26 protein-coding genes and 2 pseudogenes are annotated in these 25878 nt (G+C 72.6%); 13 read left to right on the forward strand and 15 right to left on the reverse strand.

Annotated features, from left to right (window positions below; translation table 11 throughout):
• The first annotated feature begins 3 nt into the window (after positions 1–3).
• A complete protein-coding gene (locus OUY22_RS14485; protein WP_270155451.1) occupies positions 4–729 on the forward strand; it encodes a Clp protease N-terminal domain-containing protein in 726 nt (241 codons plus the stop codon).
• Here OUY22_RS14485 and OUY22_RS14490 read toward each other — a convergent pair.
• On the reverse strand, positions 726–1637 hold the full coding sequence (locus tag OUY22_RS14490) for a lactonase family protein (protein WP_270155452.1): 912 nt from the start codon (positions 1635–1637) through the stop codon (positions 726–728). The two genes, OUY22_RS14485 and OUY22_RS14490, sit on opposite strands and share 4 nt — an antisense overlap.
• Positions 1638–1700: 63 nt before the next feature.
• Between OUY22_RS14490 and OUY22_RS14495 the strand changes: the two genes are divergently transcribed.
• Complete coding sequence (locus tag OUY22_RS14495; protein ID WP_270155453.1) at positions 1701–2579, forward strand: bifunctional helix-turn-helix transcriptional regulator/GNAT family N-acetyltransferase; 879 nt, start codon at positions 1701–1703, stop codon at positions 2577–2579.
• Positions 2580–2612: 33 nt separating this feature from the next.
• Here the strand turns inward: OUY22_RS14495 and OUY22_RS14500 are convergent, their stop codons facing one another.
• Both OUY22_RS14500 and OUY22_RS14505 read right to left on the reverse strand, forming a co-directional pair.
• Complete coding sequence (locus OUY22_RS14500) at positions 2613–3641, reverse strand: alkaline phosphatase PhoX (protein WP_270155454.1); 1029 nt, start codon at positions 3639–3641, stop codon at positions 2613–2615.
• 151 nt (positions 3642–3792) lie between these two features.
• Positions 3793–4260: a Dps family protein gene (locus OUY22_RS14505; RefSeq protein WP_270155455.1), complete on the reverse strand. Its 468-nt coding sequence runs from the start codon at positions 4258–4260 to the stop codon at positions 3793–3795.
• An 88-nt stretch (positions 4261–4348) separates the two neighbouring features.
• On the opposite strand from OUY22_RS14505, the gene OUY22_RS14510 reads away from it, so the two are divergent.
• Together OUY22_RS14510 and OUY22_RS14515 are read left to right on the forward strand one after the other, a co-directional pair.
• Positions 4349–5110: a MerR family transcriptional regulator gene (locus OUY22_RS14510; RefSeq protein ID WP_270155456.1), complete on the forward strand. Its 762-nt coding sequence runs from the start codon at positions 4349–4351 to the stop codon at positions 5108–5110.
• Complete coding sequence (locus OUY22_RS14515) at positions 5107–7413, forward strand: VIT domain-containing protein (protein ID WP_270155457.1); 2307 nt, start codon at positions 5107–5109, stop codon at positions 7411–7413. Before OUY22_RS14510 ends, OUY22_RS14515 begins: the two co-directional genes overlap by 4 nt.
• A gap of 41 nt (positions 7414–7454) precedes the next feature.
• Here OUY22_RS14515 and OUY22_RS14520 read toward each other — a convergent pair.
• A pseudogene (locus OUY22_RS14520) lies at positions 7455–7781 on the reverse strand (YciI family protein); the annotation flags it as partial.
• Between OUY22_RS14520 and OUY22_RS14525 the strand changes: the two are divergent.
• Complete coding sequence (locus tag OUY22_RS14525) at positions 7780–8112, forward strand: cyclic nucleotide-binding domain-containing protein (protein WP_270155458.1); 333 nt, start codon at positions 7780–7782, stop codon at positions 8110–8112. The pseudogene OUY22_RS14520 and the gene OUY22_RS14525 sit on opposite strands and share 2 nt — an antisense overlap.
• A gap of 89 nt (positions 8113–8201) precedes the next feature.
• Positions 8202–9059, forward strand: coding sequence for a homocysteine S-methyltransferase (mmuM, locus tag OUY22_RS14530; RefSeq protein WP_270155478.1), 858 nt, complete (start codon positions 8202–8204; stop codon positions 9057–9059).
• A gap of 83 nt (positions 9060–9142) precedes the next feature.
• Here the strand turns inward: mmuM and OUY22_RS14535 are convergent, their stop codons facing one another.
• A complete protein-coding gene (locus tag OUY22_RS14535; RefSeq protein ID WP_270155460.1) occupies positions 9143–9850 on the reverse strand; it encodes a lysophospholipid acyltransferase family protein in 708 nt (235 codons plus the stop codon).
• 148 nt (positions 9851–9998) lie between these two features.
• Here OUY22_RS14535 and OUY22_RS14540 point away from each other — a divergent pair, with 148 nt between their 5' ends.
• Positions 9999–10757 carry an alpha/beta hydrolase gene (locus OUY22_RS14540; protein ID WP_270155461.1) on the forward strand — a complete coding sequence of 253 codons (759 nt, stop codon included), beginning with the start codon at positions 9999–10001 and terminating at the stop codon, positions 10755–10757.
• A gap of 46 nt (positions 10758–10803) precedes the next feature.
• Positions 10804–11370, forward strand: coding sequence for a hypothetical protein (locus OUY22_RS14545; RefSeq protein ID WP_270155462.1), 567 nt, complete (start codon positions 10804–10806; stop codon positions 11368–11370).
• A 112-nt stretch (positions 11371–11482) separates the two neighbouring features.
• Here OUY22_RS14545 and OUY22_RS14550 read toward each other — a convergent pair whose 3' ends face one another.
• From OUY22_RS14550 to OUY22_RS14580, 7 genes are read right to left on the reverse strand one after another with little or no spacing between them, the layout of a single operon-like run.
• Positions 11483–12589 (reverse strand): hypothetical protein, encoded by a 1107-nt coding sequence (locus OUY22_RS14550; RefSeq protein WP_270155463.1) that lies wholly within the window; start codon positions 12587–12589, stop codon positions 11483–11485.
• A gap of 38 nt (positions 12590–12627) precedes the next feature.
• On the reverse strand, positions 12628–13326 hold the full coding sequence (locus tag OUY22_RS14555; RefSeq protein ID WP_270155464.1) for an endonuclease/exonuclease/phosphatase family protein: 699 nt from the start codon (positions 13324–13326) through the stop codon (positions 12628–12630).
• Between the two features lie 4 nt (positions 13327–13330).
• Positions 13331–14263: an ROK family glucokinase gene (locus tag OUY22_RS14560; RefSeq protein WP_270155465.1), complete on the reverse strand. Its 933-nt coding sequence runs from the start codon at positions 14261–14263 to the stop codon at positions 13331–13333.
• A gap of 15 nt (positions 14264–14278) precedes the next feature.
• On the reverse strand, positions 14279–14701 hold the full coding sequence (locus OUY22_RS14565; protein WP_270155466.1) for a DUF5304 family protein: 423 nt from the start codon (positions 14699–14701) through the stop codon (positions 14279–14281).
• Positions 14702–14739: 38 nt separating this feature from the next.
• Positions 14740–15921, reverse strand: a complete 1182-nt coding sequence (locus OUY22_RS14570) for an ArsA family ATPase (protein WP_270155467.1) — start codon at positions 15919–15921, stop codon at positions 14740–14742.
• Between the two features lies 1 nt (position 15922).
• The gene (locus OUY22_RS14575; protein ID WP_270155468.1) at positions 15923–16357 is read right to left on the reverse strand and encodes an SRPBCC family protein; all 435 of its coding nucleotides are present in this window, start codon (positions 16355–16357) and stop codon (positions 15923–15925) included.
• Positions 16358–16405: 48 nt separating this feature from the next.
• On the reverse strand, positions 16406–17173 hold the full coding sequence (locus OUY22_RS14580; protein WP_270155469.1) for a metallophosphoesterase family protein: 768 nt from the start codon (positions 17171–17173) through the stop codon (positions 16406–16408).
• Positions 17174–17311: 138 nt separating this feature from the next.
• On the opposite strand from OUY22_RS14580, the gene OUY22_RS14585 reads away from it, so the two are divergent.
• The 5 genes from OUY22_RS14585 (at position 17312) to OUY22_RS14605 (ending at position 22879) form a co-directional block, all read left to right on the forward strand.
• Positions 17312–19102: an AMP-dependent synthetase/ligase gene (locus tag OUY22_RS14585; protein ID WP_270155470.1), complete on the forward strand. Its 1791-nt coding sequence runs from the start codon at positions 17312–17314 to the stop codon at positions 19100–19102.
• 130 nt (positions 19103–19232) lie between these two features.
• Positions 19233–19670 (forward strand): hypothetical protein, encoded by a 438-nt coding sequence (locus tag OUY22_RS14590; RefSeq protein WP_270155471.1) that lies wholly within the window; start codon positions 19233–19235, stop codon positions 19668–19670.
• 136 nt (positions 19671–19806) lie between these two features.
• Positions 19807–21093, forward strand: a complete 1287-nt coding sequence (locus tag OUY22_RS14595) for an ABC transporter substrate-binding protein (protein ID WP_270155472.1) — start codon at positions 19807–19809, stop codon at positions 21091–21093.
• Positions 21093–21965, forward strand: a complete 873-nt coding sequence (locus OUY22_RS14600) for a carbohydrate ABC transporter permease (RefSeq protein WP_270155473.1) — start codon at positions 21093–21095, stop codon at positions 21963–21965. The genes OUY22_RS14595 and OUY22_RS14600 overlap by 1 nt, the downstream gene beginning before the upstream one ends.
• On the forward strand, positions 21962–22879 hold the full coding sequence (locus tag OUY22_RS14605; protein ID WP_270155474.1) for a carbohydrate ABC transporter permease: 918 nt from the start codon (positions 21962–21964) through the stop codon (positions 22877–22879). Before OUY22_RS14600 ends, OUY22_RS14605 begins: the two co-directional genes overlap by 4 nt.
• A 9-nt stretch (positions 22880–22888) precedes the next feature.
• Here OUY22_RS14605 and OUY22_RS14610 read toward each other — a convergent pair whose 3' ends face one another.
• The 3 genes and pseudogenes from OUY22_RS14610 to OUY22_RS14620 form a co-directional block, all read right to left on the reverse strand.
• Entirely contained in the window at positions 22889–23974 is a 1086-nt protein-coding gene (locus OUY22_RS14610) for a glycosyltransferase family 4 protein (protein ID WP_270155475.1), read from the reverse strand.
• Positions 23971–25338 carry a M48 family metallopeptidase gene (locus OUY22_RS14615; RefSeq protein ID WP_270155476.1) on the reverse strand — a complete coding sequence of 456 codons (1368 nt, stop codon included), beginning with the start codon at positions 25336–25338 and terminating at the stop codon, positions 23971–23973. Before OUY22_RS14615 ends, OUY22_RS14610 begins: the two co-directional genes overlap by 4 nt.
• A gap of 11 nt (positions 25339–25349) precedes the next feature.
• Positions 25350–25878: pseudogene (locus OUY22_RS14620) on the reverse strand (hypothetical protein); the annotation flags it as partial.

The raw sequence follows: 25878 nt of genomic DNA on the forward strand, positions 1-25878 counted from the left end.
CGCATGGAACACAACGTTCGTCTCGACGACCTCATCAAGGTCATCAAGAGCCGCTACCCCGACGGCGACCCGCTCGGCGAACTGTCCGACGCGGTCACCCTGGGCGAGCACCTGGGCGAAGTGGCCGACCATCTGATCGGCCACTTCGTCGACAGGGCCCGCCACTCCGGCGCGTCCTGGACCGACATCGGCCGCAGCATGGGCGTGTCCAAGCAGGCGGCGCAGAAGCGGTTCGTGCCCAAGGAGGGCTCGCTCGCCGAGGAGCTGAGCAGCTACGCGCGCTACACCCCCCGCGCCCGGGTAGTGATCGTCAAGTCGCAGGAGGAGGCGCGCCGCCTCGGGCACGACCACATCGGCCCCGGTCACCTCGTGCTCGGCCTGCTGCACGAGCCCGAAGGGCTGGCGGCCAAGGCCATGGTGACGCTCGGCGCGCCGCTCGCCGAGATCAGGCAGGCGGTGGAGAGCGCGCTCGGCCCGGGCGGCGACGCCGCGCCGGCGACGCCGCCGTTCTCCGCGCAGGGCAGGAAAGTGCTGGAGCTGACGCTCCGCGAGGCGCTGCGGCTCGGCCACAACTACGTCGGCACCGAGCACGTGCTGTTCGCCCTGCTCACACTGGACGAGGAACCGGCCGCGCGGGCGCTGGCCGGGCTCGGCCTGACCAAGCAGGCCGTCGAGGAGGAGATCAGGCGGATGCTGGCGGAGCTGGTGATCGGCGACCCGACGGGCTAGGCGGGCAGCACGCAGGAAGGGCTCTCGACCTCCGTCACCTCGCCCGTCGGCTCGGGGATGCCCCCGGCGAGCGCGAACTCCGCCACGGTGCCCGAGTGCTGGTTGGCCACGTACATGCGGTCGCCGTCGATCGCGAAGTGGCGCGGCCAGGCGCCGCCCGACGGCACCTCCGCCACCTGGGACAGGTCGTCGGCCCGCAGCACGGAGATCGTGTCCGGGCCGCGGTTGGCGACGTAGACCAGGTCGCCGGCGAGCTCCAGGTGGGAGGGGAGGTTCTCCGTCACGGCGGTGGAGGCGCGCACGCGGATGCCGTCGTCGCCGGGGGCGAGCCGGGTGACCGTGCCGTCGAGCTCGCCCGTCACGTAGAGGACCGGACCGGCGAAGGCGAAGTGGCGCGGCCCGGTGCCCGGCGGCAGCGTGAGCGGCTCCAGCGCCTCGCCGTCGAGCGTGTAGCGGCGGATCACGTCGGCCCCGAGGTCGGAGACGTACAGCAGGTCCTCGTGGAAGACCGCCTGATGGGCGTGAGGGCCCTGCTGTCGCTCGGGGTGGGGTCCGGAGCCGTGGCCGCGCAGCACGATCGGGTCGCCGTCGAAGACCCCGCGCGCGTCGAGCCGGTGGAGGCTGGCCGTGCCGTCGCCGTAGTTGGCGATCGCGAGCAGCCCTCCGGACGGGTGGACGGCGACGTGGCACGGGCTGTCGCCCTCGCTGGAGCGCTCGTCCCAGGGCGACAGCCGTCCTTCGCGGGCGCTGAAGGCGGTGATCCAGCCCTGGGCCAGCTCTCCCACCGCGTAGATCACGGGGAGCGACGGATGGCGCGCCAGGAAGGACGGGGCCGCGAGCCGGGCCAGCTCGCCGCCGGGGGTGACGATGCCGGGCCCGTAGCCGCCTATGTAGGGGTGCCTCTTCACATCCCCATCCTCTCATGGTTGACTGAAGCAATGAGTTTATTGACTGAGTCAACAGTCTCTGAGGTGCGGGCCTTCAACCGCTTCTACACCAGGGTCATCGGCGTGCTGCAGGCCGGCATGCACGACCTGCCCTACTCGCTGACCGAGGGCAGAGTGCTGTACGAGGTCGCGCACGCGGGCTCGCTCGAGACCGGCGAGCTGCGGTCGCGGCTCGACCTGGACGCGGGCTACCTGAGCCGGATCCTGACCCGGTTCGACGGCGACGGGCTGATCATCAGGGAGCGCTCGGCCGCCGACGCGCGCAAGCACCTGGTACGGCTCACCCCGGCCGGCCGGGAGGCGTTCGAGGCGCTCGACCGGGCCTCGACCGACGACATCACGCGGCTTCTCGCCGGGCTGCCGGAGGACGGCAGGGAGCGGCTGCTCGACGCCATGCGCGCGATCAGGGACGTGCTCGACCCGCCCGCCGGCCCGCGGACCACGCTGATCAGGCCGCCGCGCGACGGCGACCTGAGCTGGGTGGTCCACCGGCACGGCGTCCTCTACGCCAGGGAGTACGGCTGGGGCAGGGATTTCGAGCAGCTGGTGGCGCGCGTCGTGGCCGACTTCGACCCGGCGTGCGACGCGCTCTGGATCGCCGAGGTCGACGGCCGGCCCGCCGGCTGCGTCTTCTACATCCGCAAGGACGGCACGACGGGGCAGCTCAGGCTGCTGCTGGTGGAGCCGTCAGCGCGCGGGCTCGGCCTGGGTCGCCGGCTGGTCGAGGAGTGCCTGCGGCACGCCAGGGCCGACGGGCGCGAACGGGTCGTCCTGTGGACCCGCGACTGCCTGACCAGCGCGCGGCGCGTCTACGAGGCCGCCGGGTTCCGGCTCGACTCCCAGGAGAAGGGCTCGGAGAACGGGATCGAGGTCACCGAGCAGATGTGGTCCGTCGACCTGTGAGGGCCGGGCGCGGGGGGCGGGCCACGCGGCGGGTCACGCGGCGCGGAACGGGCCCGTGACCTCGAACGTGTGGCCCGCGGCGGCCTCCCGCCTGGCCGAGAAGTAGAGCCGGTCACCGGCCGGCGCGAACGCCAGCCCGGTCAGCTCGGCGCCCGGACGGCCGGCGAACCGCAGGAACGGCGTGATCTCCCGGTCCGGGGTGATCACGTCGATCCTGGTGGCGTCCCGGGAGACGTACAGGTCGCCCGAGGGGGCCGCGGTGACGGCGCGCACGCCGTCGCACACCCGCTCCACCGCCGAGGTCTGCGTGTCGTACGCCCACAGCGTGCCGTCGCCCCTGGTGGTGAAGAAGCACACGCCGCCGGCGTAGTGACAGGCGTCGCCGCCGTCGAACCTGCGCGCCTCGCACACCTGGTGACGGGTGCCCTTGAGCGGCGCGGCCGGCCACGGCACCGGCTCCCACCGGCCGGAGCCGCACAGCACCTCCAGCGCGCCCTCGGTCAGGTCGCCCCAGTCGTACGGGCGGAACCGGTAGAAGCAGCCGTCGCGCTCGCCCTCGGTCAGGTAGACGACCTGCCGGTCGGGGTCGCAGGCGGCCGCCTCGTGCCGGAACCGGCCCATCGCCAGCCGGGGACGCGCCGCGCGGACACCGTACGGGTCGCACTCGAACACGCGGCCCCGGTGGCCGAGCTCGCCGGACAGCCACGTGTTCCAGGGGGTGGCGCCGCCCGCGCGGTTGAGCTCGGTGCCGGACAGGATGCGGTAGGCGTCGCCGACGGAGCCGTCGGGCCGGAAGCGGATCGCCGCCGCGCCGCCGAGCAGGGACAGCTCGGAGTTGGACACGTAGATCCAGCCGTCGCCGTCGGGGAAGCACGCTCCGTCGTCGGGCGCGGCGTGCCAGGTCAGCCCGGCCACCTTGCTCCCCGAACGGGCCACCACCCTGCCGCCGAACCCCGCTGGCAGGGACAGCAGCCCTTCGGCGCCGGGCTCCTGGACCGGTCCGTACGGGCTCACCCCGCCCTGGGAGAGCGGGCCCGTACGGAGAAGAGTCTTGTGGGACATCGGTTGGGCCTCCCTCTGGATGCCACGCTAGTCGACCGCACGGACGTGAAGGGGGAGGACACCGCGATCGAACGGCACACGAACGAGAAAGGGCCTCCCGGCATGCGGAAGCCCGGGGCCGGCCGGCTCCCGGGCTCGCGTCCCGCACGCATCAGCTCATGGCCTGGAACATCCAGTGCTGCTTCTCGATGTCCTGGTTGACGGCGATGAGAAGGTCCTGGGTCGACGGGTCGGACTCCTCGGTCATGTCGATGCGCTCGCGCATCCGCCGGCCGATGCCGCCGAGGACGTCGGTCATCGCCGACACCACCTTGCCGGACTCGAGCCATCCGGACTCCGGCTGGGACAGCTGGCTGGACTTGGACACCGTGGCGGACCTGCCGTCGGCGTTCATGCCCAGGGCGGACATGCGCTCGGCGAGGGTGTCGGTGTGCCGGCGGGCCAGCGTGACGACCTCGTCGAGCTGCAGGTGGACCGAACGGAAGTTGGGGCCGATGACGTTCCAGTGCATCTGCTTGGCGACCAGGGAGAGGTCGATCAGGTCTATGAGGGCGCCTTGCAGGCACTTGCCGGTCGTGGTCTTAGCGTCGCCCGAAAGCGGGCTGTTAATCGTAGCCATGTCGTACCTCCTCCCCGAGGATGTGCCTTTCATGCCCGGATTTCTGATTCCCTTGACACTGTAATAGTGACAGTGTCACTGTGAGGGTATGAGCGACACCTGGACCATCGGCGAGCTGGCGGAGCGCGCGGCCGACGCGCTGCGCGCCCACGCGCAGCCGCTCAACGGCCGGGTCCGCGACGTGCCGGGCGAGCGGCTCATCAGGTGGTACACCACGATCGGGCTGGTCGACCCGCCGCTGACCCGGCGCGGCCGGATCGCCCGCTACGGGCGGCGCCACCTGCTGCAACTGGTCGCGGTCAAACGCCTGCAGGCGGAGGGCATGTCGATCGCCGACATCCAGGCGGCCCTCGCGGGCGCCCCGGACGCCTCGCTCGAAGCCACGGCCCGCCTCCCCGGTCCCCCGCCCGAGGCCGGGGATCTCCGCACCCCCCGCGGTGCGGGGGCGGACGCGCGGCTTGGCGTGTCCGCGTCCGGAGTGGTCCCGCCGCCCGGCTCACCGGACGGCCAGGAGCCGCCGGGCACGGAGGCGGGCGCGTACCTGGAGGACGGGAGACCGCGGACCCGGTCCAGGTTCTGGGCGGATCGGCCCGCACAAGGACCGGATCGAGGTGTGCGGAAGCCGCGCGGCGGCTTCCATGAGGAGAACCCCGGCGCACCGGCCGGCGGGGCCGGGCGGACGGAGCGGCGCGGCGGGACGCCCGGGGCCGTGCACGGGGTGCGGCTGGCGGGAGGGGTGACGCTGGTGCTCGACGAGGCGCGGCGGGCCCCCGGGGACGACGACGTGCGGGCGCTGCTCGCGGCGGCGGGGCCGCTGCTCGCGGTGCTCGAAGAGAGAGGACTCCTATGAAGATCACTTCGCTTGAGCCCGCCCGATGCGTGCCGGAGCCCGACGCCGGGATCGGGGCGCTGCGGACCGAGCGCGGCAACCTGCCGCTGGAGAGCGTCGACGTGCACGCCGCGATCGCGGGCCTGGTCGCCGGGGTGGAGGTGGCCCAGGGCTTCCGCAACCCGTTCGACGTCACGCTGGAGGCCACGTACGTCTTCCCGCTGCCCGACAGGGCCGCCGTCACCGCGTTCCGGATGGAGGCGGACGACCGGGTCGTCGAGGGGGTGCTCAAGGAGCGCGGCCAGGCGCGCGCCGACTACGACAGGGCGCTGCGCGAGGGCAGGCGGGCGGCGATCGCCGAGGAGGACCGGCCTGACGTGTTCACCATCCGGGTGGGCAACATCCTGCCCGGCGAGCGGGTGACGGTCCGGCTGACGCTGAGCCAGCCGCTGCCGTACGAGGACGGCGCGGCGACGTTCCGCTTCCCGCTGGTGGTGGCGCCCCGCTACATCCCGGGCGAGGCGCTCGACGGCCCGCCCGCCGGGTCGGGCACCGCGCCGGACACCGACGCGGTCCCTGACGCCTCCCGCGTCACTCCCCCGGTGCTGCTGCCCGGCTTCCCGAACCCGGTCCGCCTGTCCCTGTCGGCCACCGTCGACGCCGCCGGGCTGGACCTGCGCGAGCTGGCCTCCAGCCTGCACGTGGTCGAGGAGGAGGGCGACACCGTACGGCTGCGCCCGGGTGAGCGGCTGGACCGTGACTTCATCCTGCGGCTGTCGTTCGCCGCGTCCACGTCCCTGCAGTTCGACGGCGCGGGCACGTTCGCGCTGTTCGTGGTCCCGCCCGAGCTGGAGACGGACCGGCGGCCGCGCGACCTCGTGCTGCTGCTGGACCGGTCGGGCAGCATGGCGGGCTGGAAGATGGTCGCGGCGCGCCGGGCCGCGGCCCGGATCGTCGACACGCTCACGCCGGGCGACCGGTTCGCGGTCCTGGCGTTCGACTCGGTGGTGGAGGAGGCGTTCGAGGGCCTGGCCGAAGGGTCCGACCGCAACCGCTACCGCGCCGTCGAGCACCTGGCCAGGGTGGACGCGCGCGGCGGCACCGAGCTGCTGGAGCCGCTGCGCCGGGCCATCGCCCTGCTCGGCGGCGAGCAGGGCAGGGAACGCGTCCTGGTCCTGGTCACCGACGGCCAGGTCGGCAACGAGGACCAGATCCTGGAGCTGACCGGCGGCGCGCTGTCGGCCATGCGGGTGCACACGGTCGGCATCGACCGGGCGGTGAACGCGGGCTTCCTGGGCCGGCTGGCCGGCCTGGGCGCGGGCCGGAGCGAGCTGGTGGACTCGGAGGACCGGCTGGACGCGGCCATGGAGCAGATCCACCGCCGGATCGGCGCGCCGCTGGTGACGGACCTGTCGCTGAAGGACCTGGACGTGGAGCCGGGCACGGTCACGCGCCTGGGGTCCCTCTTCCCCGGCGTGCCGCTGCGGGTGTACGGGCGGTGCCGGGGCGGCTCGGCCGTGACGGTGCGCGGCCTGGCGTCCGGCGCGCCGTGGGAGGAGCGTGTGCCGGGCACCGTCGTCGACAGCCCGGCCCTGGGCGCCGTCTGGGCGCGCGCCCACCTGCGCGAGCTGGAGGACCGGTACGCGATGGGCGAGCGGGAGCTGGAAGGGGAGATCGTCCGGGTCTCGCTGGAGCACGGCGTGCTGTGCAGGTTCACCGCCTACGTCGCGGCCGACACCCGGCAGGTGGCCGAGGGCGGCCCGGAGCACCAGGTGATCCAGCCGGTGGAGCAGCCGAGCGGCTGGGAGGCGCCGGTCTCGCCGATGGCGTTCGGCCTCACCGCGATGGCAGGGCCCGCGCCGGCGCCGCCCCCCGCCTCCGGCGGGCCCGGGATCGCGCCCGCGGGCGGTTTCGCGGCCATGCTGGGCGGCGATGACGCGTTCCTGCCGGGGGCGGGGCCCGCGCCGCGGATGGCGCGCGGGCCGATGTCCGCGCGGCCCGCGCCGCGCGCCACGCGGAGCCTGGACACCGTGCGTCCCCAGCTGGTGGCCGAGCTGGACCGGCTGAAGGCGCTGCACGCTCCGGGCGCTCTCTACCTGGCCGATCTCGGCTCCCGGCTGGCCGCGCTGTCGGCGTACCTGGGCGGGCACGCCGAGCTGGCCGCGCTGGCCCGCGAGCTGGAGGCGGCCGAGCGGCCGGGGACCGACCCGGAGGCGCTCCGCCGGCGCGCCATCGAGGTGCTCACCGCCCTGACCGGCGGCTCCGGCCCCCGCGGCGGGAGCGGGGGCGAGGGCAGGGAACGCCCGTTCTGGAAGCGGGCCTGACGGTCACCGCAGCGGCGTCTACTCCTTGACGTCCACTCCTTGAACAGCACCAGCTCACAGGCGTCCGCCACGGTGTACGGGTCGTCGCGCAGGATGGCGCGCAGCTCCGCCTCGTCGGCGACCTCGTACACGTGCAGGGCGCCGCTGTCGTCCGCCCAGGGGCCGGCCGTCACCAGCAGGCCCCTGTCCTTCAGCCCGCGCAGGTGCTCGCGATGAGCGGGCCGCACCCGCAGCCGCTCCCGCCGCCGCTCCGGGTCGCCGTCGAAGGCCAGTGGGACCACGTATCTCGTCATGCCCGGCAGGCTAGGGCCGCGAGGCCGGCGGGCGCCGCGCCGCGGGACACGACGGTGGTGTATCACCGGATACATGACGTACGCGCTGGCCGATCTGCCGATGCTGAGCGGGCTGGACGCCGCGCGGGTCCGGGAGCTGGAAGGGCTGGCCCGGCGCCGCCGCTACCCGGCCGGCCAGGTGCTGTGCACCGAGGGCGACCCCGCGGGTGAGCTGATCGTGCTGCTGGACGGCCGGGTCCGGGCGAGCCGGGCGGGCGCGGACGGCCGGGAGGCGGTGCTGGCGGCGCCGTCCGCCCCGGTCGCGTTCGACAAGACCGCGCTCCTGGCGGGCCTGGTCCGGCTCGGCAGGTCGGAGGTGACCGTGCTCGACCGGGACGCGCTCGCCCGTATCGGCGGCGCGCCCTGATCCCGGCCTCGTCCGTCGCCGGGCACGAGCGGAGGAACCACGGAAAAAGCCGGCACCTCGGGCAGCCGTATCCTGGGCAGGTGACCACGATGGTGCTCGACGGCGGGCTCGCCACCCAGCTCGAACGGCTCGGCGCCGACCTCGGCGACGCGCTCTGGTCGGCGCGGCTGCTGCTCGACGACGCCGCCCTGATCCGGCAGGCGCACGCCGCGTACTTCGCGGCCGGCGCCGACGTGGCCACGACCGCCGGCTACCAGGCGTCCATCGCCGGGTTCCTGCGCCGGGGGATCGACCGGGAGCAGGCTGAAAGCCTGATCCGCCTGTCGGTGGAGGTGGCCGCGCAGGCCCGCGACGAGGCCGGCCGCGGGCTCGTGGCGGCCTCGGTCGGCCCCTACGGCGCCTACCTGGCCAACGGGGCCGAATACACCGGCGACTACGGCATCGACGAGGACGCGCTGCTGGCCTGGCACCGCCCCCGCTGGGAGATCCTCGCCTCCTCCGAGGCCGACCTGCTGGCCTGTGAGACCATCCCGTCATTCGCCGAGGCGCGGGCGCTGGCCAGGCTGCTGGCAGAGACGCCGTCGGTCAAGGCCTGGGTGAGCTTCTCCTGCCGCGACGCCGCCCACATCAGCGACGGCACCCCGATCGCCGAGGCGGCCGCGCTGTTCACCGGCAACCCGCAGGTGGTGGCCGTCGGCGCCAACTGCACCGCCCCGCGGCACATCCCCGGTCTCATCGCCGCCCTGCGCGGCGGCCTGCCTGTCGTGGTCTACCCCAACTCGGGCGAGACCTGGGACGCCGCCGCCCGCCGCTGGCGCGGCACGGCCGACCCGATCGAGTACGGTCAGGCGGCCGAGGAGTGGCAGGCGGCGGGAGCCGCGCTGATCGGCGGCTGCTGCCGCACCACGCCCGACCACATCCGGGAACTCCGCGCCCGCCTGGCCTGAACACTCGCCCGGCCTGAACGCTCATCTGGCCTGAACGCTCATCTGGCCTGAACGCTCATCTGGCCTGAAGGGCGGTCGGGGCGTCAGTCGCGCTTGTTCGCGGCCCTGGCCGCCCGTTCCATCTCCACCTTGGCGCTGGCGGCGTACTTGTCGACGTACTCCTGCCCCGACAGCTCCATCAGGGCGTACATGATCTCGTCGGTCACCGCGCGCAGCACCAGCCGGTCGTCCTCCATGCCGTAGTAGCGGGAGAAGTCGAGCGGCTTGCCGAACCGCACCTCGGGACGGATGCCGAGCTTGGGCAGCGGCCTGCCCGGCGGCATCATCTCGAAGGTGTTGACCATGGCCCACGGGATGACCGGGGCCCGCGACTCCAGCGCGAGCCTGGCCACGCCGGTCTTGCCCTTGTAGAGGCGGCCGTCGGGCGAGCGGGTGCCCTCGGGGTAGATGCCGAGCAGGTGGCCCTCGCGCAGCACCCGCAGGCCGGTGCGGAGCGCGGCCTCGCTGGCCTTGCCGCCGGAGCGGTCGATCGGGACGGTGCCGACGCCGCTGAAGAACATGCGGGTGAAGAAGCCCTTGACGCCGCGCCCGGTGAAGTAGTCGGACTTGCCCAGGCTGATGACCTTGCGCCGGAGATGGAGCGGGCCGAAGAAGTGGTCGGCGAAGGACAGGTGGTTGCCGGCGAGGATGGCCGGCCCCTCCTTGGGCACGTTCTCGACGCCTTCGGTGACCGGCCGGAAGACGATGTGGAGGATCGGCCCCAAGATGGCCTTGACCACCCAGTAGAACACCCGGCCACCTCTTCCTCACGCGACGGTCGCCAACAGGTAGTCATCTTCCCATCCCACGGTGCATGCTCCTACACCACCTCTCGCACAATCGCCCTGGATCGTGCGACGATCGGGCAGTTCCGGGATGAAAAAGCATGGAGGAGCTGTTATGCCGCTCATGCCAGGCGCCGAGCCCTACCACCACCGTGCAGGACCGATCGGCGTGCTGCTGTGCCACGGCTTCACCGGCACCCCGCAGTCGCTGCGCCCCTGGGCCGAGTATCTGGCCTCGCACGGGCTGACCGTGTCGCTGCCGCGCCAGCCGGGGCACGGCACCACCTGGCAGGAGATGAACCGTACCCGCTGGGAGGACTGGTACGCCGAGGTGGAGAAGGCGTTCGCGGACCTCCAGGGCCGCTGCGCCGAGGTGTTCACCGCGGGGCTGTCGCTCGGCGGGTGCCTGGCGCTGCGGCTGGCCGAGATGCACGGCGAGGGGGTGCGCGGCGTGGTGGTGGTCAACCCGTCCATCACCAACGACGTGTGGCTGATGAAGCTGGCGCCGCTGCTGAAGTGGTTCGTCCCCTCGATCCCGGGGGTGGGCAACGACGTGAAGAAGGCCGGGGTCACCGAGCTGGCCTACAGCCGCACCCCGGTGAAGGCGGCCGCGTCGCTGCCCGAGCTGTGGTCGCTGGTGCAGGCCGACCTGAGCAAGGTGAGGCAGCCGCTGCTGGTCTACCACAGCACCGACGACCATGTGGTGAAACCCGCCAGCGTGGCCCTCATCCGTGAGAGGGTCCCGCAGGCCACGATCGAGGAACTTGCCGATAGCTACCATGTTGCGACGCTGGACAACGATGCCGACAGGATCTTTGCCGGGAGCCTCGACTTCATCCGGACCCATGCCTCGGTACCCTTGCAGAGGGACTGATCGCACCCAGGGGGAAGTCGCGATCGCTGTGGAGAGGCCCATCTGAGTGACGCCCCAAAGTGACGAGGACGAGGTCTGGCGTCAGATCGTCGCGTCCTTCAACGACACCGCCGAGCGAGACTCGGCCGATCAGCCCTGGCCGGACAGCGAGAACGTCCCGGTCGAGCCGACGCGGCGGGTGGTCAAACCGCCGGAGGAGTTCGCCGACGACCGCCGGGCCGGCGCGGGCGACCTGGACGAGCTGGACGACCCGGACGACCCTGGTGACGCGCACGGCAAGGACGGCCGGGACGGCATGGATGGCCCGGCCGGCCCGGACCGCGAGGCCGCCGAGGACGGCTCCGGCCGGCGGGAGGGCGACGACGAGGGGCATTACGAGCCGCCGCCTCCGCCGCCGCTGCCGAAGCTCGACCTGCCGGCCAAGCTGGCCTGGGTGGCGCTGTTCGGCGGTCCCGGCTATCTCCTGGTCGCCGCGATGGCCGGCTGGCACATGGAGGGCTGGGCGCTGTTCGGCGCGGTGGCGGCGTTCATCGGCGGGTTCGTGGCGTTGGTGGTGCGCATGGGCGACGGCCCGCCCGGCGACTCGGGCTGGGACGACGGCGCCCGTCTCTAGGACTTGCCGGGCTCCGGGGTTTCCCGGTTCTGGGGTTTCCCGGTTCTGGGGTTTCCCGGTTCTGAGGTTTCCCCGGTTCAAGGGTTTCCCAGGCTCCAGGGCTTCTCGGGCCCTAGGACTTCTCGGGTTCGCGCGGTCCGAAGGACTCCACCACGTCGGTGTAGCGCTCCCGGCCGTCGACCGCGTGGCCGACCGCCCACACCGCCTGCCTGCCCGCCAGGTAGGTGACGGCCTGCAGGCGGACGCTGGTCCTGCCGTCAGCCGCCTCGCCCCGCATCACGTCGCACGAACGCTTGTCGCAGCGCAGCAGGTAGGCCTCGGCGGCGCGGGCGGGGTCGTGGCCGGAGATCCAGTAGTGTCCCTTGCCGTCGCCGGTCACCCCGTAGAGGCGGGCCCCGGCGGTCGGGACGGCCTGGCGCTGCCACTGCTTGCCGTTCCACGTCAGCACGAGCGGCTCGACCGCGCCGGGACCGCGGTAGACGCCGCCCACCGCCACCGCCCGCTTGGCGCTGTCGGCGTGGACGTCGCGCAGGTAGCCTCCGGCGATGGCCGGCGTCTTGACCCGCTTCCAGGAGCCGCCGGCACGCTTCATGATCAGCGGCCCCGTTCCGGTGTCGCCGACGGCGAGGTCACCGTCGACGGCGTACAGGGCGCCTTTCTCGCTGGTCTCCCGGACCAGCCAGTCGCCGTCCTCGCGGGTGACGACGAGGGCGTGCTTGCCGCGGCTGCCGACGCCGACGACGCGCTCCCCTGCCGTCCCGACCCCGCCCAGCCAGTCGCCGCTGCGCAGCCCCTGCGGCCGGACCCGCTCGAAGCCGGCGACGTCGCCGTGGGCGAGGTAGGGCAGGCCGTCGAGGCCGTCGCCGACCGCCCACACGTCGCCCTCCCCCGCGGCCGAGACCGACCGCAGGTTGCCGGCGCCGGTGGTGTCGCGGATGCCGATCTCGCTCCACCGCTCGCCGTTCCAGTGGCGGATGGTGCCGCGGTTCTTCCACACGTCCCAGATCTGCTGCTGGCCCACGGCCCACACGGCGCCGGACGGCAGGGCGAGCACGTCGGAGAGCGAGCCGTCGACGGGCAGCCGCACGCTGGTGCTCCGCTGCCAGGCGTCGATGGCGGCGGGGCGTGGATCGGCATGCGCGACGGTCGGGAGGCCGGGAACGGCCAGACCGGCCGCCAGGATCATGGTGAGCGCACGCCGCGGAGTGCGACGGGTCATGAAGGAGATGCTACGGGTTGCCGGGGGCCGATCATCCTTCACCCGGCGAGTCTCAGGTGGGCGACGACCGGCAGATGGTCGGTCGCGGCGGCCAGATCGGCCCCTGGGGCGTCCACTCCGCCGCAGGACAGGACCTGGATCCCGGGCGCGGCGAACACCCCGTCGATGCGGTGTCCCGGCCGTCTGGCGGTGAAGGTGAGCCCGTCGCCGCGGGGGGCGGCGGCGTAGCAGTCGGTGAGCTGCCCGGCGAGATAGCGCCAGGCCGGCTGGTGCGGGCTCTCGTTCAGGTCACCGCCCAGCACGACGGGCGCGCCGTACGGGGCCGCGACCCGGCGCACCCGAGCCATCGCCTCCGCGGCGTGGTGCAGCCTGGCCCGGCCGTCGAGGTCGAGGTGGACCGAGGCGACGGCCAGCGGCGCCCCGCCCACCTCCACGACGGCCACGGCGAGCCCTCGCGGCTCCAGGCCGAGGAAGACCCGCAGCAGGCCGCTCTCGGCGTGCAGGGACCGCACCCGGGGCGCGGCCAGCACCGCCACCCCGGCCACGCCCTGACCCGCCACGAGGCGCAGCCCGCAGCGGGCCGCCAGCCGCTCGCAGCGGGCCCGCCAGCCGGCCAGCCGGGGGGCCTCCTGCAGGCAGATCAGGTCGGCGCGCATCGCGGTCAGCACCCGCACGAGCGCGGGCACGTCGTCTCTGAGACCCCGCAGGTTGTACGTGCCGACCCTGAGCTCGGTCACCCGGTCAGCGCCGCCGGGCCAGGTCGGCCGCGCCCACCAGTCCGGCCGAGGCGCCGAGCTCGGCCGGCCGCACCTCCGCCACCGGGCGATGGCCCCTGCCGGTCAGCCGCTCCTCGAAGGTCCTCCTGGCGCGGTCGAGGAACAGGTCGGCCGCCCTGGACACGCCGCCGCCGAGGATGAAGCAGCCGGGGTCGAGCACGGCGGCCAGGTCGGCCATGCCCTGGCCGAGCCAGTCGGCCAGGCTGTCGAAGGCGGCCAGCGAGACCTCGTCGCCCTTGTGCGCCGCCTCGGTCACCTCCTCGCCCTCGATCCTGCCGCCGGCCAGCCCGATCAGGATCTCGGCCCGTTCGGGGTGCGCGGCGGCGCGCTCCCTGGCCTCGATGACCAGCGCGTTGCCGCTCGCGTACTGCTCCCAGCAGCCGTGCAGGCCGCAGCCGCACGGCCGGCCCTCGGGCACCATCTCCATGTGCCCCAGCTCGGCGCCCATCCCCCAGCGGCCTCGGTAGAGTGCGCCGTCGAGCACGATGCCGCCGCCGATGCCGGTGCCGATGGTCAGGCAGACGATGTGGGACTGGCCGCGCCCGGCGCCGAACCTGAACTCTCCCCAGGCCATGGCGTTGGCGTCGTTCTCCACCACGACGGGCAGCCCGACCAGGCCGTTGATCCGCTTCTGCAGCGGCTCCTCACGCCAGGCCAGATTGGGCGCGAACCGCACCACCGAGCGGGACTCGTCGACGAACCCCGCCGCGCCGATGCCGACCGCCTCGATCTCCCGGCCCTCGGCGAGCTCGCGGACACAGGCGGCGACGGTCTCGGCGACCAGGTCGGGGTGCTCGGCGTCGGTCGGTCTGAGGGTCTGCTCCAGGATCGTGCCGTCTTCGTCCACCACGCCCGCGGCGACTTTGGTGCCGCCGATGTCCACACCGATCGTGAGCATGACCCAATCCCTCTGCTAGTCCAGGTCTATGTGTTCCACATTGTCGCGGTCGTCACGCCCCCGTTCGTCCCGCGCGCGTGTCGTGGGCCGGCTACTGAGCACGTCGAGGGCGTCGCGGAAGGCGGCGAACAGCTCGCCTCCGGCCGCCACGAGGTGGGTGGCGACGTCGGCGGTGCGGTCGCCGCCCGACTCGCGCTGCGCCGCGATGGCCCGGCAGACCGGGCAGGCGCGGCAGACGTACTCGTCCTGCGGCTCGGCGACGGCCTCGCTCCACACGTCCTTCTCGGACCGCCCGCCGCCGGTGAACGAGTGGAACACGCTCTTCCCGACGTGCCGGGTGGCGCGGCCCTGCAGGCTGTCGAAGAGCTTGCGCGCCTCCTCGGCGACGGTGCCGATGGGGTCTCTGTCGTTGGCTGTGGTGCGGTCGTTCTCGGTCATCTGGCCCTCCCGGTCGGTCCGGCGTCCGCCCTCTTCGCTCACGTGCCGTCCCGGCCGCGCGCTTCGTCGGTTTCCGCCTCCGAGGTGAACCGTACCCGCAGCCGGCCGTCGCGGAGCACCGCGCCGCTGATCTTCCTGCGTGCCAGCGCCACGGGCAGCGCCAGGATCCGGCGGTACGGCCCCGCCGTGATGATCAGTTCGTCGCCCTTGCGCGCCAGGTCCACCTCGTCCCGCTCCGCGCCGGGCAGGGCCAGGGTGAGCTCGTCGGCGGACAGCCGCAGCGGCGGCTCCACCGCGGGCGGCGCGAACGGGTCGCTCTCGCCGTAGAGGTCCTCGCCGACGGCGGCCAGCGCCTGCCTGCCGACGGGCTCGGCGGGCAGGTAGGGCACGGTGTGCACGGGCAGCGGCGCGAACGACTCCTCGGCCTCGGTCAGCAGCCTGGACTGGGCCGCCACCCAGCGGGCGCGCCACTCGTCGGCGTCGTCGCCGGGGAAGACCCGGTTGGCGATCACCGCGTCGACGCGGTACCCGTACAGGTTGAGCGAGGTGAGGGTGCGCCTGGCCTCGGCGAGCACCACCGCCTCCGGCGTGAGCACGAGGCGCACCGAGGCGTGGTCGCCGGTGAGCAGCTCGCGCACCTCAAGCAGCCCGCGGTGGAAGCGCTCGCCGGCGTTCATCACGTCCTCGCCCGGCGCGCTGACCCTGGCCACGCCGCGCACCAGCGGCGCGGCCAGCCGCATGAGCCTGCGGCCGACCGGCATGAGCCGGTTGACGTGCCAGTCGAGCGCCTCGGGCAGCGCCAGCAGGCGCAGCGTCTCGGCGGTGGGGGCGCAGTCGACGACGATGACGTCCCAGCGGCCGGAACGGGCGTGCTCGCGCAGCTCCAGCAGGGCGATGACCTCTTCGGCGCCGGGCAGGACGGTGATCTCCTCGGAGGTGATCTCGTCCAGGCCCAGCTCGACGAAGACGCCGCGGGCGTACTCGCGCAGCTCGCCCCAGTGGCGTTCGAGCGTGCGCTGGGTGTCGACCTGGTGCAGGTGGAGGCCGGGCGCGATCTCGCCGGGCTCGGCGCCGAGCGCGTCGGCCAGGGAGTGGGCGGTGTCGGTGGAGACGATGAGCGTCTTGAGTCCGCGCCGCGCGGCCAGGGTGGCGGTGGCCGCCGCGGCGGTCGTCTTGCCGACGCCGCCCTTGCCGGTGAAGAGCAGGACGCGAGGGTGCACCTCAGCCTTCCACGCGCTTCTTGAGTCCCTTGAGCGCCGTGTCGACGATCACTTTCTCCGCCTTCCGCTTGATCATGCCGATCATGGGGACGGCGAGGTCGACCGCGAGCTCGTACGTCACCTCGACTCCCCTGCCCGTCTCCGCCAGCAGGTAACTCCCGTCGAGCGCGGCGACCATCTTGCCGGGCTCGATCACCCGCCAGCTGACGCTCTCGTCGTCGTGCCAGGTGTAGGCCAGGGTGTAGGTGTCGCTGATCACGCCGGCGTCGAGCACGAACCGCACGGTCGCGGGCCTGCCGTCGGGGGCGCTGGTGAGCACCTCGGCGCTCTTGACCTGGCCGGCCCACTCCGGATAGGAGGGGAGGTCCGCGATGACCGCCATCACGCGGGCGCGGTCGGCGTCGACGGTGATACTCGAACTGGTGCGATCAGCCATGGCACCAAAGTAGTGCAGAAATGGCTCCCGGCGGCGGAGCGGGCCTGGTCACCACTCCAGGACGTACGGGACGCCCCTGCCGCGGAAGTGGCCGACGTTCACGCACTCGGTGCGGCCGATGCGGGTGCGCCGGCGAAGCGGCTGGTGGACGTGGCCGAACAGGGCGTAGCGCGGCTGGGTGCGCCGGATCAGCTCCAGCGTGGCCTCGCTCCCCCGCTCGAAGCGCCGGGCCACCACGTCGTAGAGCAGCTCGGGCACGGCGGGCGGGATGTGGCAGCACAGCACGTCCACCTCGCCGATGGCCTCGACCTTGGCGGCGAACTCCTCCTCGCCGATCTCGTTGGGCGTCCGGTACGGGGTCTTGAGCCCGCCGCCGACGAACCCGAAGCGCAGCCCGCCGATCTCCACCGTCTCGCCGTCGAGCACCCGGTGGCCGGGGCCGAGGTAGTCGCTCCACAGGCGGGGCACGTCGACGTTGCCGTAGGTCAGGTAGGCCGGCGCGGGCATGGCGGCGAACAGCTCGGCGTACTGGGCGCGCACGTGCCGCTCGATGTGGTCGCGCGGGTCGCCGCCGAGGCTGCCCCACAGCTCCGCCGACATGGCCCTGGCCTCGTCGAAGCGCTTGGCGGTGCGCAGCGCGATGAACTCCGCGGCCCGGCCGGCGCCGAACAGGTCGGCGAAGATGCCCTGGGCGTGGTCGTCGTAGTCGATGAACAGGATGAGATCGCCGAGACAGATCAGCGCGTCGGCGCCGTCGCCCGCGCGGGCGAGCGCGTCGGCCCTGCCGTGCACGTCGCTGATCACATGGACCCTCATGCGGAAATCCTACGAGTAACGCCTGCTAGCGTGAGGAACGGCTGCTCATAACACCTGGATGACGAAAGCTACCTATTGGTAACTTATCGCGGTAACGTCCGGGTCGATCCGAAACGTGCACCCCGGAGGAGTGAACCTGTGCGCGAATACAGCGTCCCCGTCGTGGTGGATGTCCCCGGCTCGGCCTCGCTGGCCGACACCGTGTTCCAGCGGGGCGAGCGGGAACCCGGACGGGTGATCCTGCGCCGCAAGGCCGGCGACGGCTGGCCGGCGGTCACCGCGGGCGAGTTCCGCGACCAGGTGGCCGGGGTGGCCAAAGGGCTGATGGCGGCGGGCGTCGGACACGGCGACCGGGTGGCGCTGATGTCACGCACGCGTTACGAGTGGACGCTCATCGACTACGCGATCTGGGCGATCGGCGCGGTCACCGTGCCGATCTACGAGACCTCCTCGGCCGACCAGGTCGCCTGGATCCTCGCCGACAGCGGCGCCAAGGCCGCCTTCGTCGAGCTGGACGCGCACGAGCGGACGGTCCGCGAGGCGGCGCCCGGCCTCAAGGACGTCTGGCGGGTCGAGGCCGCGCTCGACGGCTCGCTCGACGGCCCGCTCGACGGCTCGATCGACTCCGCGGGCGTGGACGACGCCGACCTGGAGGAGCTCCGGTCCCGGGTGAGCGGGTCCGACCTGGCGACGATCGTCTACACCTCCGGCACCACCGGCCGCCCCAAGGGCTGTCTCATCACCCACGACAACCTGCTGTTCACCGCGCTCAACGTGCTGCACGGGCCGCTGCGGCCGCTGTTCACCGGCGATCCCGCGGCGCTGCTGTTCCTCCCGCTGGCGCACATCTTCGCGCGCATGATCCAGGTCGTGCTGGTGGAGGCGGGCGCGGTGATGGCGCACACCCCCAACATGAAGAACGTCGCGCCCGACCTGCAGGACTTCAAGCCGACCTTCCTGCTGGGCGTGCCCCGCGTCTTCGAGAAGGTCTACAACGCCGCCGAGCAGAAGGCCATCGCGGGCGGCAAGGGCAGGATCTTCGCGAGCGCCGCCGACGTGGCGGTGGCCTGGAGCAGGGCGCAGGCCACCGGCGGGGCCGGGCTCGGACTGCGGCTGCGCCACGCGGTGTTCGACAAGCTCGTGTACGCCAAGCTCCGCGAGGCCACGGGCGGGCGGCTGTCGGCCGCGGTGTCGGGCGGGTCCGCGCTGGGCGACCGGCTGGGCCACTTCTTCCGCGGCGTCGGCATCGAGGTGTTCGAGGGCTACGGGCTGACCGAGACGTCCGCCCCCTGCTCGGTCAACCTGCCGGACGCCAACAAGATCGGCACCGTGGGCCGGCCGCTGCCCGGCGTCACGATCCGCATCGCCGACGACGGCGAGATCCTGGCCAAGGGCCGCAACGTGTTCGTCGGCTACTGGAACGACGAGCAGGCCACCGGCGAGGTCGTCGACGCCGACGGCTGGTTCCACACCGGCGACGTGGGCGACCTGGACGACGACGGCTACGTGAGCATCACCGGGCGCAAGAAGGAGATCCTGGTGACGGCCGCGGGCAAGAACGTCGCCCCCGGCCCGCTGGAGGACGCGCTGCGCGCGCACCCGCTCGTCTCCCAGGCGATGGTCGTCGGCGACGGGCGGCCGTTCGTCGGCGCGCTGATCACTCTCGACCCGGAGGCGCTGGAGCCGTACGCCCCGGCCACCGCCGCCGAGCTGCGCACCGACCCGCGCGTCCTGGCCGAGGTGCAGGGCGCGGTCGACCGGGCCAACAGCACGGTCTCCAAGGCGGAGCAGATCAAGAAGTTCACCGTGCTGGGCTCGGACCTCACCGAGGAGAGCGGCCATCTGACCCCGACGCTCAAGGTGAAAAGGCAGATCGTGGCCCGCGACTTCGCGGACGAGATCGCGGCTCTCTACGGGACCAAGGGCTGACCGGAGTCCTGACCGGTTAAAGAAACGGTGTGGAGTCACCCGGTCACAGACGGTAGCCTTTGGAGGACGGCCGGGACCGGAGATCCCTAACATCCCCGGTCCCTACCTCCGACGGTAGGGGAGACCACCCGTGAGCATCAATGACACAGCCGTTCGATTCGGCGCCGCGATCCAGAACGAGCTGATCCAGATCAAGGCCGACCACATCGAGCTGGGCCAGCAGCTCACCGAGCGCGTCAACGGCGTGGCCGACCGGGTCAAGACCCTCGACAGGAGGGTCGGCGCCCTGGACGAGAAGGTCGACAAGCTCGACACGAAGGTCGGCGACCTGGCCGAGTCGGTGGACAAGCGGTTCGAGGCCGTCGACGAGCGCTTCGACGTCGTGGACCGCCGGTTCGAAGCGGTGGATCAGCGCTTCGACGCCGTGGACCGCCGGTTCGAGGCCGTCGACCAGCGGTTCGACGCCATGGACCGCAAGTTCGACGCCATGCAGGCGACGCAGACCGAGATGATGAAGATCCTCATCGACATCCAGCGCAAGATCAACAACTGTCCGTCCTGCAACTGACGATCGTCCACGAGGCCGCCGGCGACTCCCCCGGCGGCCTCTTGGCGTCGGTCCGTTGACAGTTTGAAAAGTTGGCTTTTCGATGAGAGGTGATTGAACTCGGGGGAATATGAGGGTCCGGCAAGGAGGAACCATCATGGACCAACGTCCGCCGATCTCCCGCCGCAATCTAATTCTCGGCACGGCCGCGGCCTTCGGCGTGCCCGCCGTGCTCGCCGCCTGCGGCGGCTCCGAGCAGCCGAGCCCCGGCGCCGCCGCCACCGGCGGCCTGGGCACCGTCACCCTGGGCTCCAACGCCTCCGACGAGGTGCCGAAGAAGTCGCTGGCCACCGTGGTCGGGAACTTCACCCAGGCCGGCGTGCGGATCAACACCGTCGACCACAACACGTTCCAGGAGAACATCAACCGCTACCTGCGGGGCACGCCCGACGACGTGTTCACCTGGTTCGCCGGCTACCGGATGCAGTTCTTCGCCGAGCAGGGCCTGGCCACGGACATCTCCGACGTGTGGCAGGAGATCGGCGGCGACTACACCCAGGCGTTCAAGGACGCCTCCACCGGCACCGACGGCAAGCAGTACTTCATCCCGTTCACGTACTACCCGTGGGCGGTCTTCTACCGCAAGAGCGTCTGGGAGGAGAAGGGGTACGAACCCCCCAGGACGCTCGACGAGCTGACCGCGCTGGCCAAGAGGATGCGGGGCGACGACCTGGTGCCGATCGCGTTCGCGGACAAGGACGGCTGGCCCGCGATGGGCACGTTCGACATCATCAACATGCGGACGAACGGCTACGACTTCCACATCTCCCTCATGGCGGGCAAGGAGTCGTGGACCGACCCGCGGGTCAAGCAGGTGTTCGACACCTGGCGCGGGCTGCTGGAGTACCACCAGCCGGCGTCGCTGGGCCGCACCTGGCAGGAGGCGGCGCAGTCGCTGGCGCAGAAGAAGAGCGGCATGTACCTGCTCGGCATGTTCGTGGCGCAGCAGTTCCCCGAGGAGGACCTGGACGACCTGGACTTCTTCACCTTCCCCGAGATCAACCCGGCCCACGGCACCGACTCGATCGACGCCCCCATCGACGGCTACATGGTCTCCGCCAAGGCCAAGAACGTCGACGGGGCCAAGGCCCTGGTCAAGCACCTGGCCCAGGCGTCGTCGCAGAACGTCGCCACCGAACTGGACCCCGGCACGCTCGCGGCCAGCTCCAAGGCCGACACCAGCGGCTACAGCGCGCTGCAGAAGCGCGGCGCGGAGCTGGTCTCGCAGGCCTCGCACATCGCCCAGTTCCTCGACCGTGACACCCGGCCCGACTTCGCGTCCACGGTGATGATCCCGTCGCTGCAGTCGTTCATCGACAAACCCGGCGAGGTCGACTCCTTACTGGCGAGCATCGAGCAGCAGAAGGCCAACATCTTCCGCTGATGGCCGTCAGGACCCGTCGCTACTCCGCCCGGGACGTGACCGTGCTGGTCATCGGGCTGGGGGTGGCCGTCATCGTCAACGTGGGCCTCATCTGGGGGCCCACGCTGGCCTCCGTCGCCCTGTCCGCCACCGACTGGAACGGCTTCGGGCCGATCGAGTGGATCGGCGGGCGCAACTACGCCGACCTGGCCGGCGAGTACCCGCCGTTCTGGTCGGCCGTCCGCAACAACGTCCTCTGGCTGGTCTTCCTCGGGCTCGTCGCGACGCCGTTCGGGCTGTTCTGCGCGGTGCTGCTGGACCGGCGGCTGCGCGGCTCCCGGGTCTACCAGAGCGCCCTGTACATGCCGGTGGTGCTGTCGCTGGCCGTGGTCGGGTTCATCGCCCAGCTGGTCTACTCGCACGACTACGGCGTGCTGAACGCCGTCACAGGGCTGTCGGTCGACTGGCTCGGCGACCGGTCGGTCAACATCTGGGTGGTGATGGTGGCGGCCGCGTGGCGGCACGTCGGCTACGTCATGATCATTTATCTCGCGGGGCTGAAGGCGGTCGACCCCGCGCTCAAGGAGGCCGCCGCCATCGACGGGGCCAATGAGAGGCAGACGTTCTTCCGGGTGGTGTTCCCGACGCTGCGGCCGGTCAACGTGATCGTGCTGGTGATCACGGTGATCGAGGCGCTGCGCGCGTTCGACATCGTCTACGCCATCAACAAGGGCAGGAACGGGCTCGAACTGCTGTCGGTGCTGGTCACCGAGAACATCGTGGGCGAGGCCAGCCGGATCGGGTTCGGCTCGGCCATCGCGGTGATCCTGCTGGTGATCTCGCTCGGGTTCATCGTCACCTACCTGTCGCAGCTGTTCCGGGAGGAACGATGACGCTCACCGCGCCCGTCGGGACCAGCCCGGGGCCCCGGACCGCGCCGCCGCCCCGGCGCGGGCCGCGTCCGCTGCGCTGGCTGCTGCACGCCTTCCTGGCGCTGGTGGCGCTGGGCTGGCTGCTGCCCCTCCTGCTGGCCCTGTACGCGTCGCTGCGCCCGTACGAGGAGACCGCCCGGCTGGGCTACTTCTCGCTGCCCGAGCAGCTCACGCTGGACTACTACGGGCAGGCGTGGAGCCAGGCCGAGCTGCCCCGCTACTACCTCAACACGCTGATCATCGTGATCCCGGCGCTGGCGCTGACGCTGTTCCTGGCCTCGTTCGCGGCGTTCGCCATCGCGCGGGCGCGCATCCCTGGGCGCAGGACGCTGCTCATCGTGTTCACCGCGGGCAACCTGCTGCCGCCGCAGGTCCTCATCACACCGCTGTACTCGCTCTACACGCTGATCCCGCTGCCGGCCTGGCTGTCGGACTCGCAGTCGCTGTACGACTCGTACCTGGGGCTGATCCTCATCCATGTGGCGTTCCAGTTCGGGTTCTGCGTGTTCGTCATGGCGAACTTCATGCGGACGATCCCCGAGGAGATCACCGAGGCGGCGCTGGTCGACGGGGCGAGCGTGTGGCGGCGCTACTGGACGCTGACGCTGCCGCTGTGCCGGCCGGTGCTGGCGGCGCTGGCCACGCTGCAGTTCACCTGGATGTACAACGACTTCCTGTGGGCGCTGGTGCTCATGGTGTCGGGCGACAAGCTGCCGGTCACCTCGGCGCTGAACAACCTGCGGGGCCAGTTCTTCACCGACTACAACCTGCTGGCGGCCGGTTCGGTGCTGGTGGCGCTGCCCACGCTGATCGTCTTCCAGTTGCTGCACAAGCAGTTCGTGGCCGGGCTGACGCTCGGCTCGACGAAGGGGTGAGGCAGAGGCTCAGAGCAGGGCGAGGAAGCGGTCGGCGACCCGGTCCCAGGACCACTCACGCTCGACCCAGTCGCGGCCGCTCTCGCCCATCTTCCGCGCCTGCTCGGGATGGGTGAGCAGTTCGATCAGGGCCTCGGCCACCGGCGCCGGGCCGCGGCCGTCGACGACCAGGCCGGTCTCGCTGTCCCGTACGGCCTCGGGCGCCCCGCCCGAGCGGCCGGCCACGACCGGCAGGCCGGTCGCGGCCGCCTCCAGGAACACGATCCCGAGCCCTTCCACGTCGATCCCCCGCCATCGGGTACGGCACGGCATGGCGAAGACGTCGGCCGCGGCGTAGTAGCCGGGCAGGTCGGCGGCCGGGACGGTGCCGGTGAAGACGATCGACGGGTGGCCGCCCGCCAGCCTTTCCAGAGCGCGCCGGTGCGGCCCGCCGCCGACCAGGAGCAGCACGGCGTCGGGGACCGCGCCGAGCACCTCGGGCCAGGCCCTGATGAGCTGGTCCTGGCCCTTGCGCGGCACCAGCCTGGACACGCACGCCACCACCGGCCGGCCCGCCAGCCCCAGCTCGGCCTTGGCCGTCCGCGGATGGTACAGGCCGGTGTCGACGCCGGGCGCGAGCCGTACCAGCTTGCCGTCCGGAACGGCGGTGGCGAGCCGGGCGCGCGTGTACTCGCCCAGATAGGTCACCGCGTCGGCGTGCGCGCCGATGCGGCGCAGCACCGCGCGGAAGCCGGGCGCGCTCGCCCAGGACGCCTCGTGGCCGTGGGTGAGCATCACCACGCGCCGCGCGCCGGCGGCGCGCAGCCGCGGCGCGAGCAGGCCGAGCGGGGCCGCCGCGCCGAAGACGACGGTGTCCGCGCCGTGCTCGGCCACCAGCGCGGCGGCCCTGCGGGCGACGGACGGCACGGGCAGCATGAGGCGCCCGGGATGCCGCACGACCGGGTACGGCTGGCGGCGGTCGAACTCGGCGCACCCGGGCCAGGCGGGGGCGTAGACGGCGGCGCCGGGGGTGCGCTGGGCCAGCCCGTGCACGAACGACTGGATGCCGCCGGGGCGGGGCGGGAAGTCGTTGGTGACGAAGACGACGCGGGTCACGGGCCGGGGACGCCGTTCAGCTTCGCCCAGGAGCGGGCCGTCGCGATCCGCTGCGGCGCGGTGGGATGGGAGGCATAAAGCACATATTCCACTACATCGGGCGACAAGTCGGAAATATTGGCTGTTGCCAGGCGTTTCTGCATGGCCGCGAACGTGACCGGGTCCCGGGTCAGGTTCAGGGCGTGGGCGTCGGCCCTGGCCTCGATCTGACGGCTGACGAGGTTCTGCACGGGCCCGGACAGGAACGTCGCCAGCGTCATCAACCCCATGATCGCCCCCGCCGCGCGCCAGTCGGCGATCGACGTCACCCCGGCGCGGCCGCGCACCCGGCCGAAGACCAGGTAGAGCAGGATCGCGCCGAAAGCGGCGCCCAGCGCGCCCACGAGCGTGCCGTACAGCACGTCGTTCTCCTTCGCGTGCCCCAGCTCGTGCGCCACCACCAGCTCCACCTCCCGCTGCGGGGCCTTGAGCAGGGTGTCGTAGACCACGATGCGCCGGGTGGCGCCGAACCCGGAGACATAGGCGTTCAGCGCGGTGGTGCGGCGCGAGGCGTCGGCCACCAGCACGTCCTCCACCGGCACCCCGTCGCGCTCGGCCATGGCCAGCAGGTTCGTCCGCAGCCGGCCGTCGGGCATGGAGTGGAAGTCGTTGAACACCGGCTCGAACACCACCGGGTAGACGAAGGAGGCGACCACGGTAAGCGTGAACGCCCCGGCCGCCGCCGGGATCCACCACCGCCTGAACCGGCGGGCCAGCGCCACCATCGCCAGGATCATCACGGCCAGCAGCGCGGTGTTGATGGCGATGCTCTTGAGCCGGTCGCCCGTCCACGACACCCAGTCCTGCGTGGACAGGCCGTAGTCGCGCAGCACGGTCTCGAACCAGACGCCGAGCGGCCAGCGCAGCGCCTCCTCCACCACGGTGAGCGCGAACACCCCCAGCAGGACCCGCACCCACCACGGCCCCCGCATGGCCCCGAGGACCTTCGCGCCCAGCGGGGTGACCACCAGCAGGCCGGCGAAGACGAGCGTCAGCCCGAGCGACAGGTAGCCCGGCACGGCGGTGGCGGCGTCGAACGCCCGCGCGCGGGCGAGCTCCCCGGCGGTGAAGTCCGCGGCGGGGTCGGCGGGCACCTCCGGGGCGCCCGGCAGCGCCTGCCACGGCGTCGTCAGCCCCACCACCGCGAGGATCGCCGCCCCCAGCGCCATCGCGGCCACCCCGGCCTGCCGCCACCTGCGGGAATCGGGCTCCGCGCCCGGCCGCTCCCGCCGTTCCCGGCGCTCGGGGGCGTCTCCCGGGTACGCGGACGCCCCGGCCGGAGGCCCGCCCCCCATGGTGCCGTTCCTGTCGTGGCCGTCGTCCACGTCCCGTCCTCTCACCCCAGCTGGTCCCGCACGTAGTCCCGCCACCCCCGGGCCAGGTCGCCGGGCGTGAGCCCGTGCGCGGCGAGCGCCCGGTCGGCGCCGACACTCCGCGCTTCACGGTAGAGCCTCACCAGGGTCCCCTCACCCAGGGTCGCGGCCAGGAACCGACACGCCAGCCACGCCTCCTGGTACGCCCGCGCCTGCCCGTCGCCGGGGGCGCGGAAGTCGGCGGGACCGGGCAGCTCGCCGGGAGCCCGTCCCGCCCGCACCTCGGCCGCCAGCTCGGCCGCGGCCACGGTGACCGGCAGCCCGGCGTCCCGGTAGGCCACGTAGTCGGCGAATCCCTCGTACAGCCAGATCGGAAGACCGCCGGTGCCCGCGGCGACGTGCGTGAGCTCGTGGGCGAGCACCACGTCCCTGCCGGTCGGGTTGAGCCGGGCGAACCCCTCGGGCACCACGATCACCCGCCTGCCGTCCGCCACGGCCGCCAGCCCGTCGAGCGGGCCGGTGCCGGCCAGCCGCGCGGCCTCGGCGCCGGAC

Origin of the sequence: Nonomuraea corallina (genome assembly GCF_027620315.1) — a bacterium.
GTDB classification, from domain to species: domain Bacteria; phylum Actinomycetota; class Actinomycetes; order Streptosporangiales; family Streptosporangiaceae; genus Nonomuraea; species Nonomuraea corallina.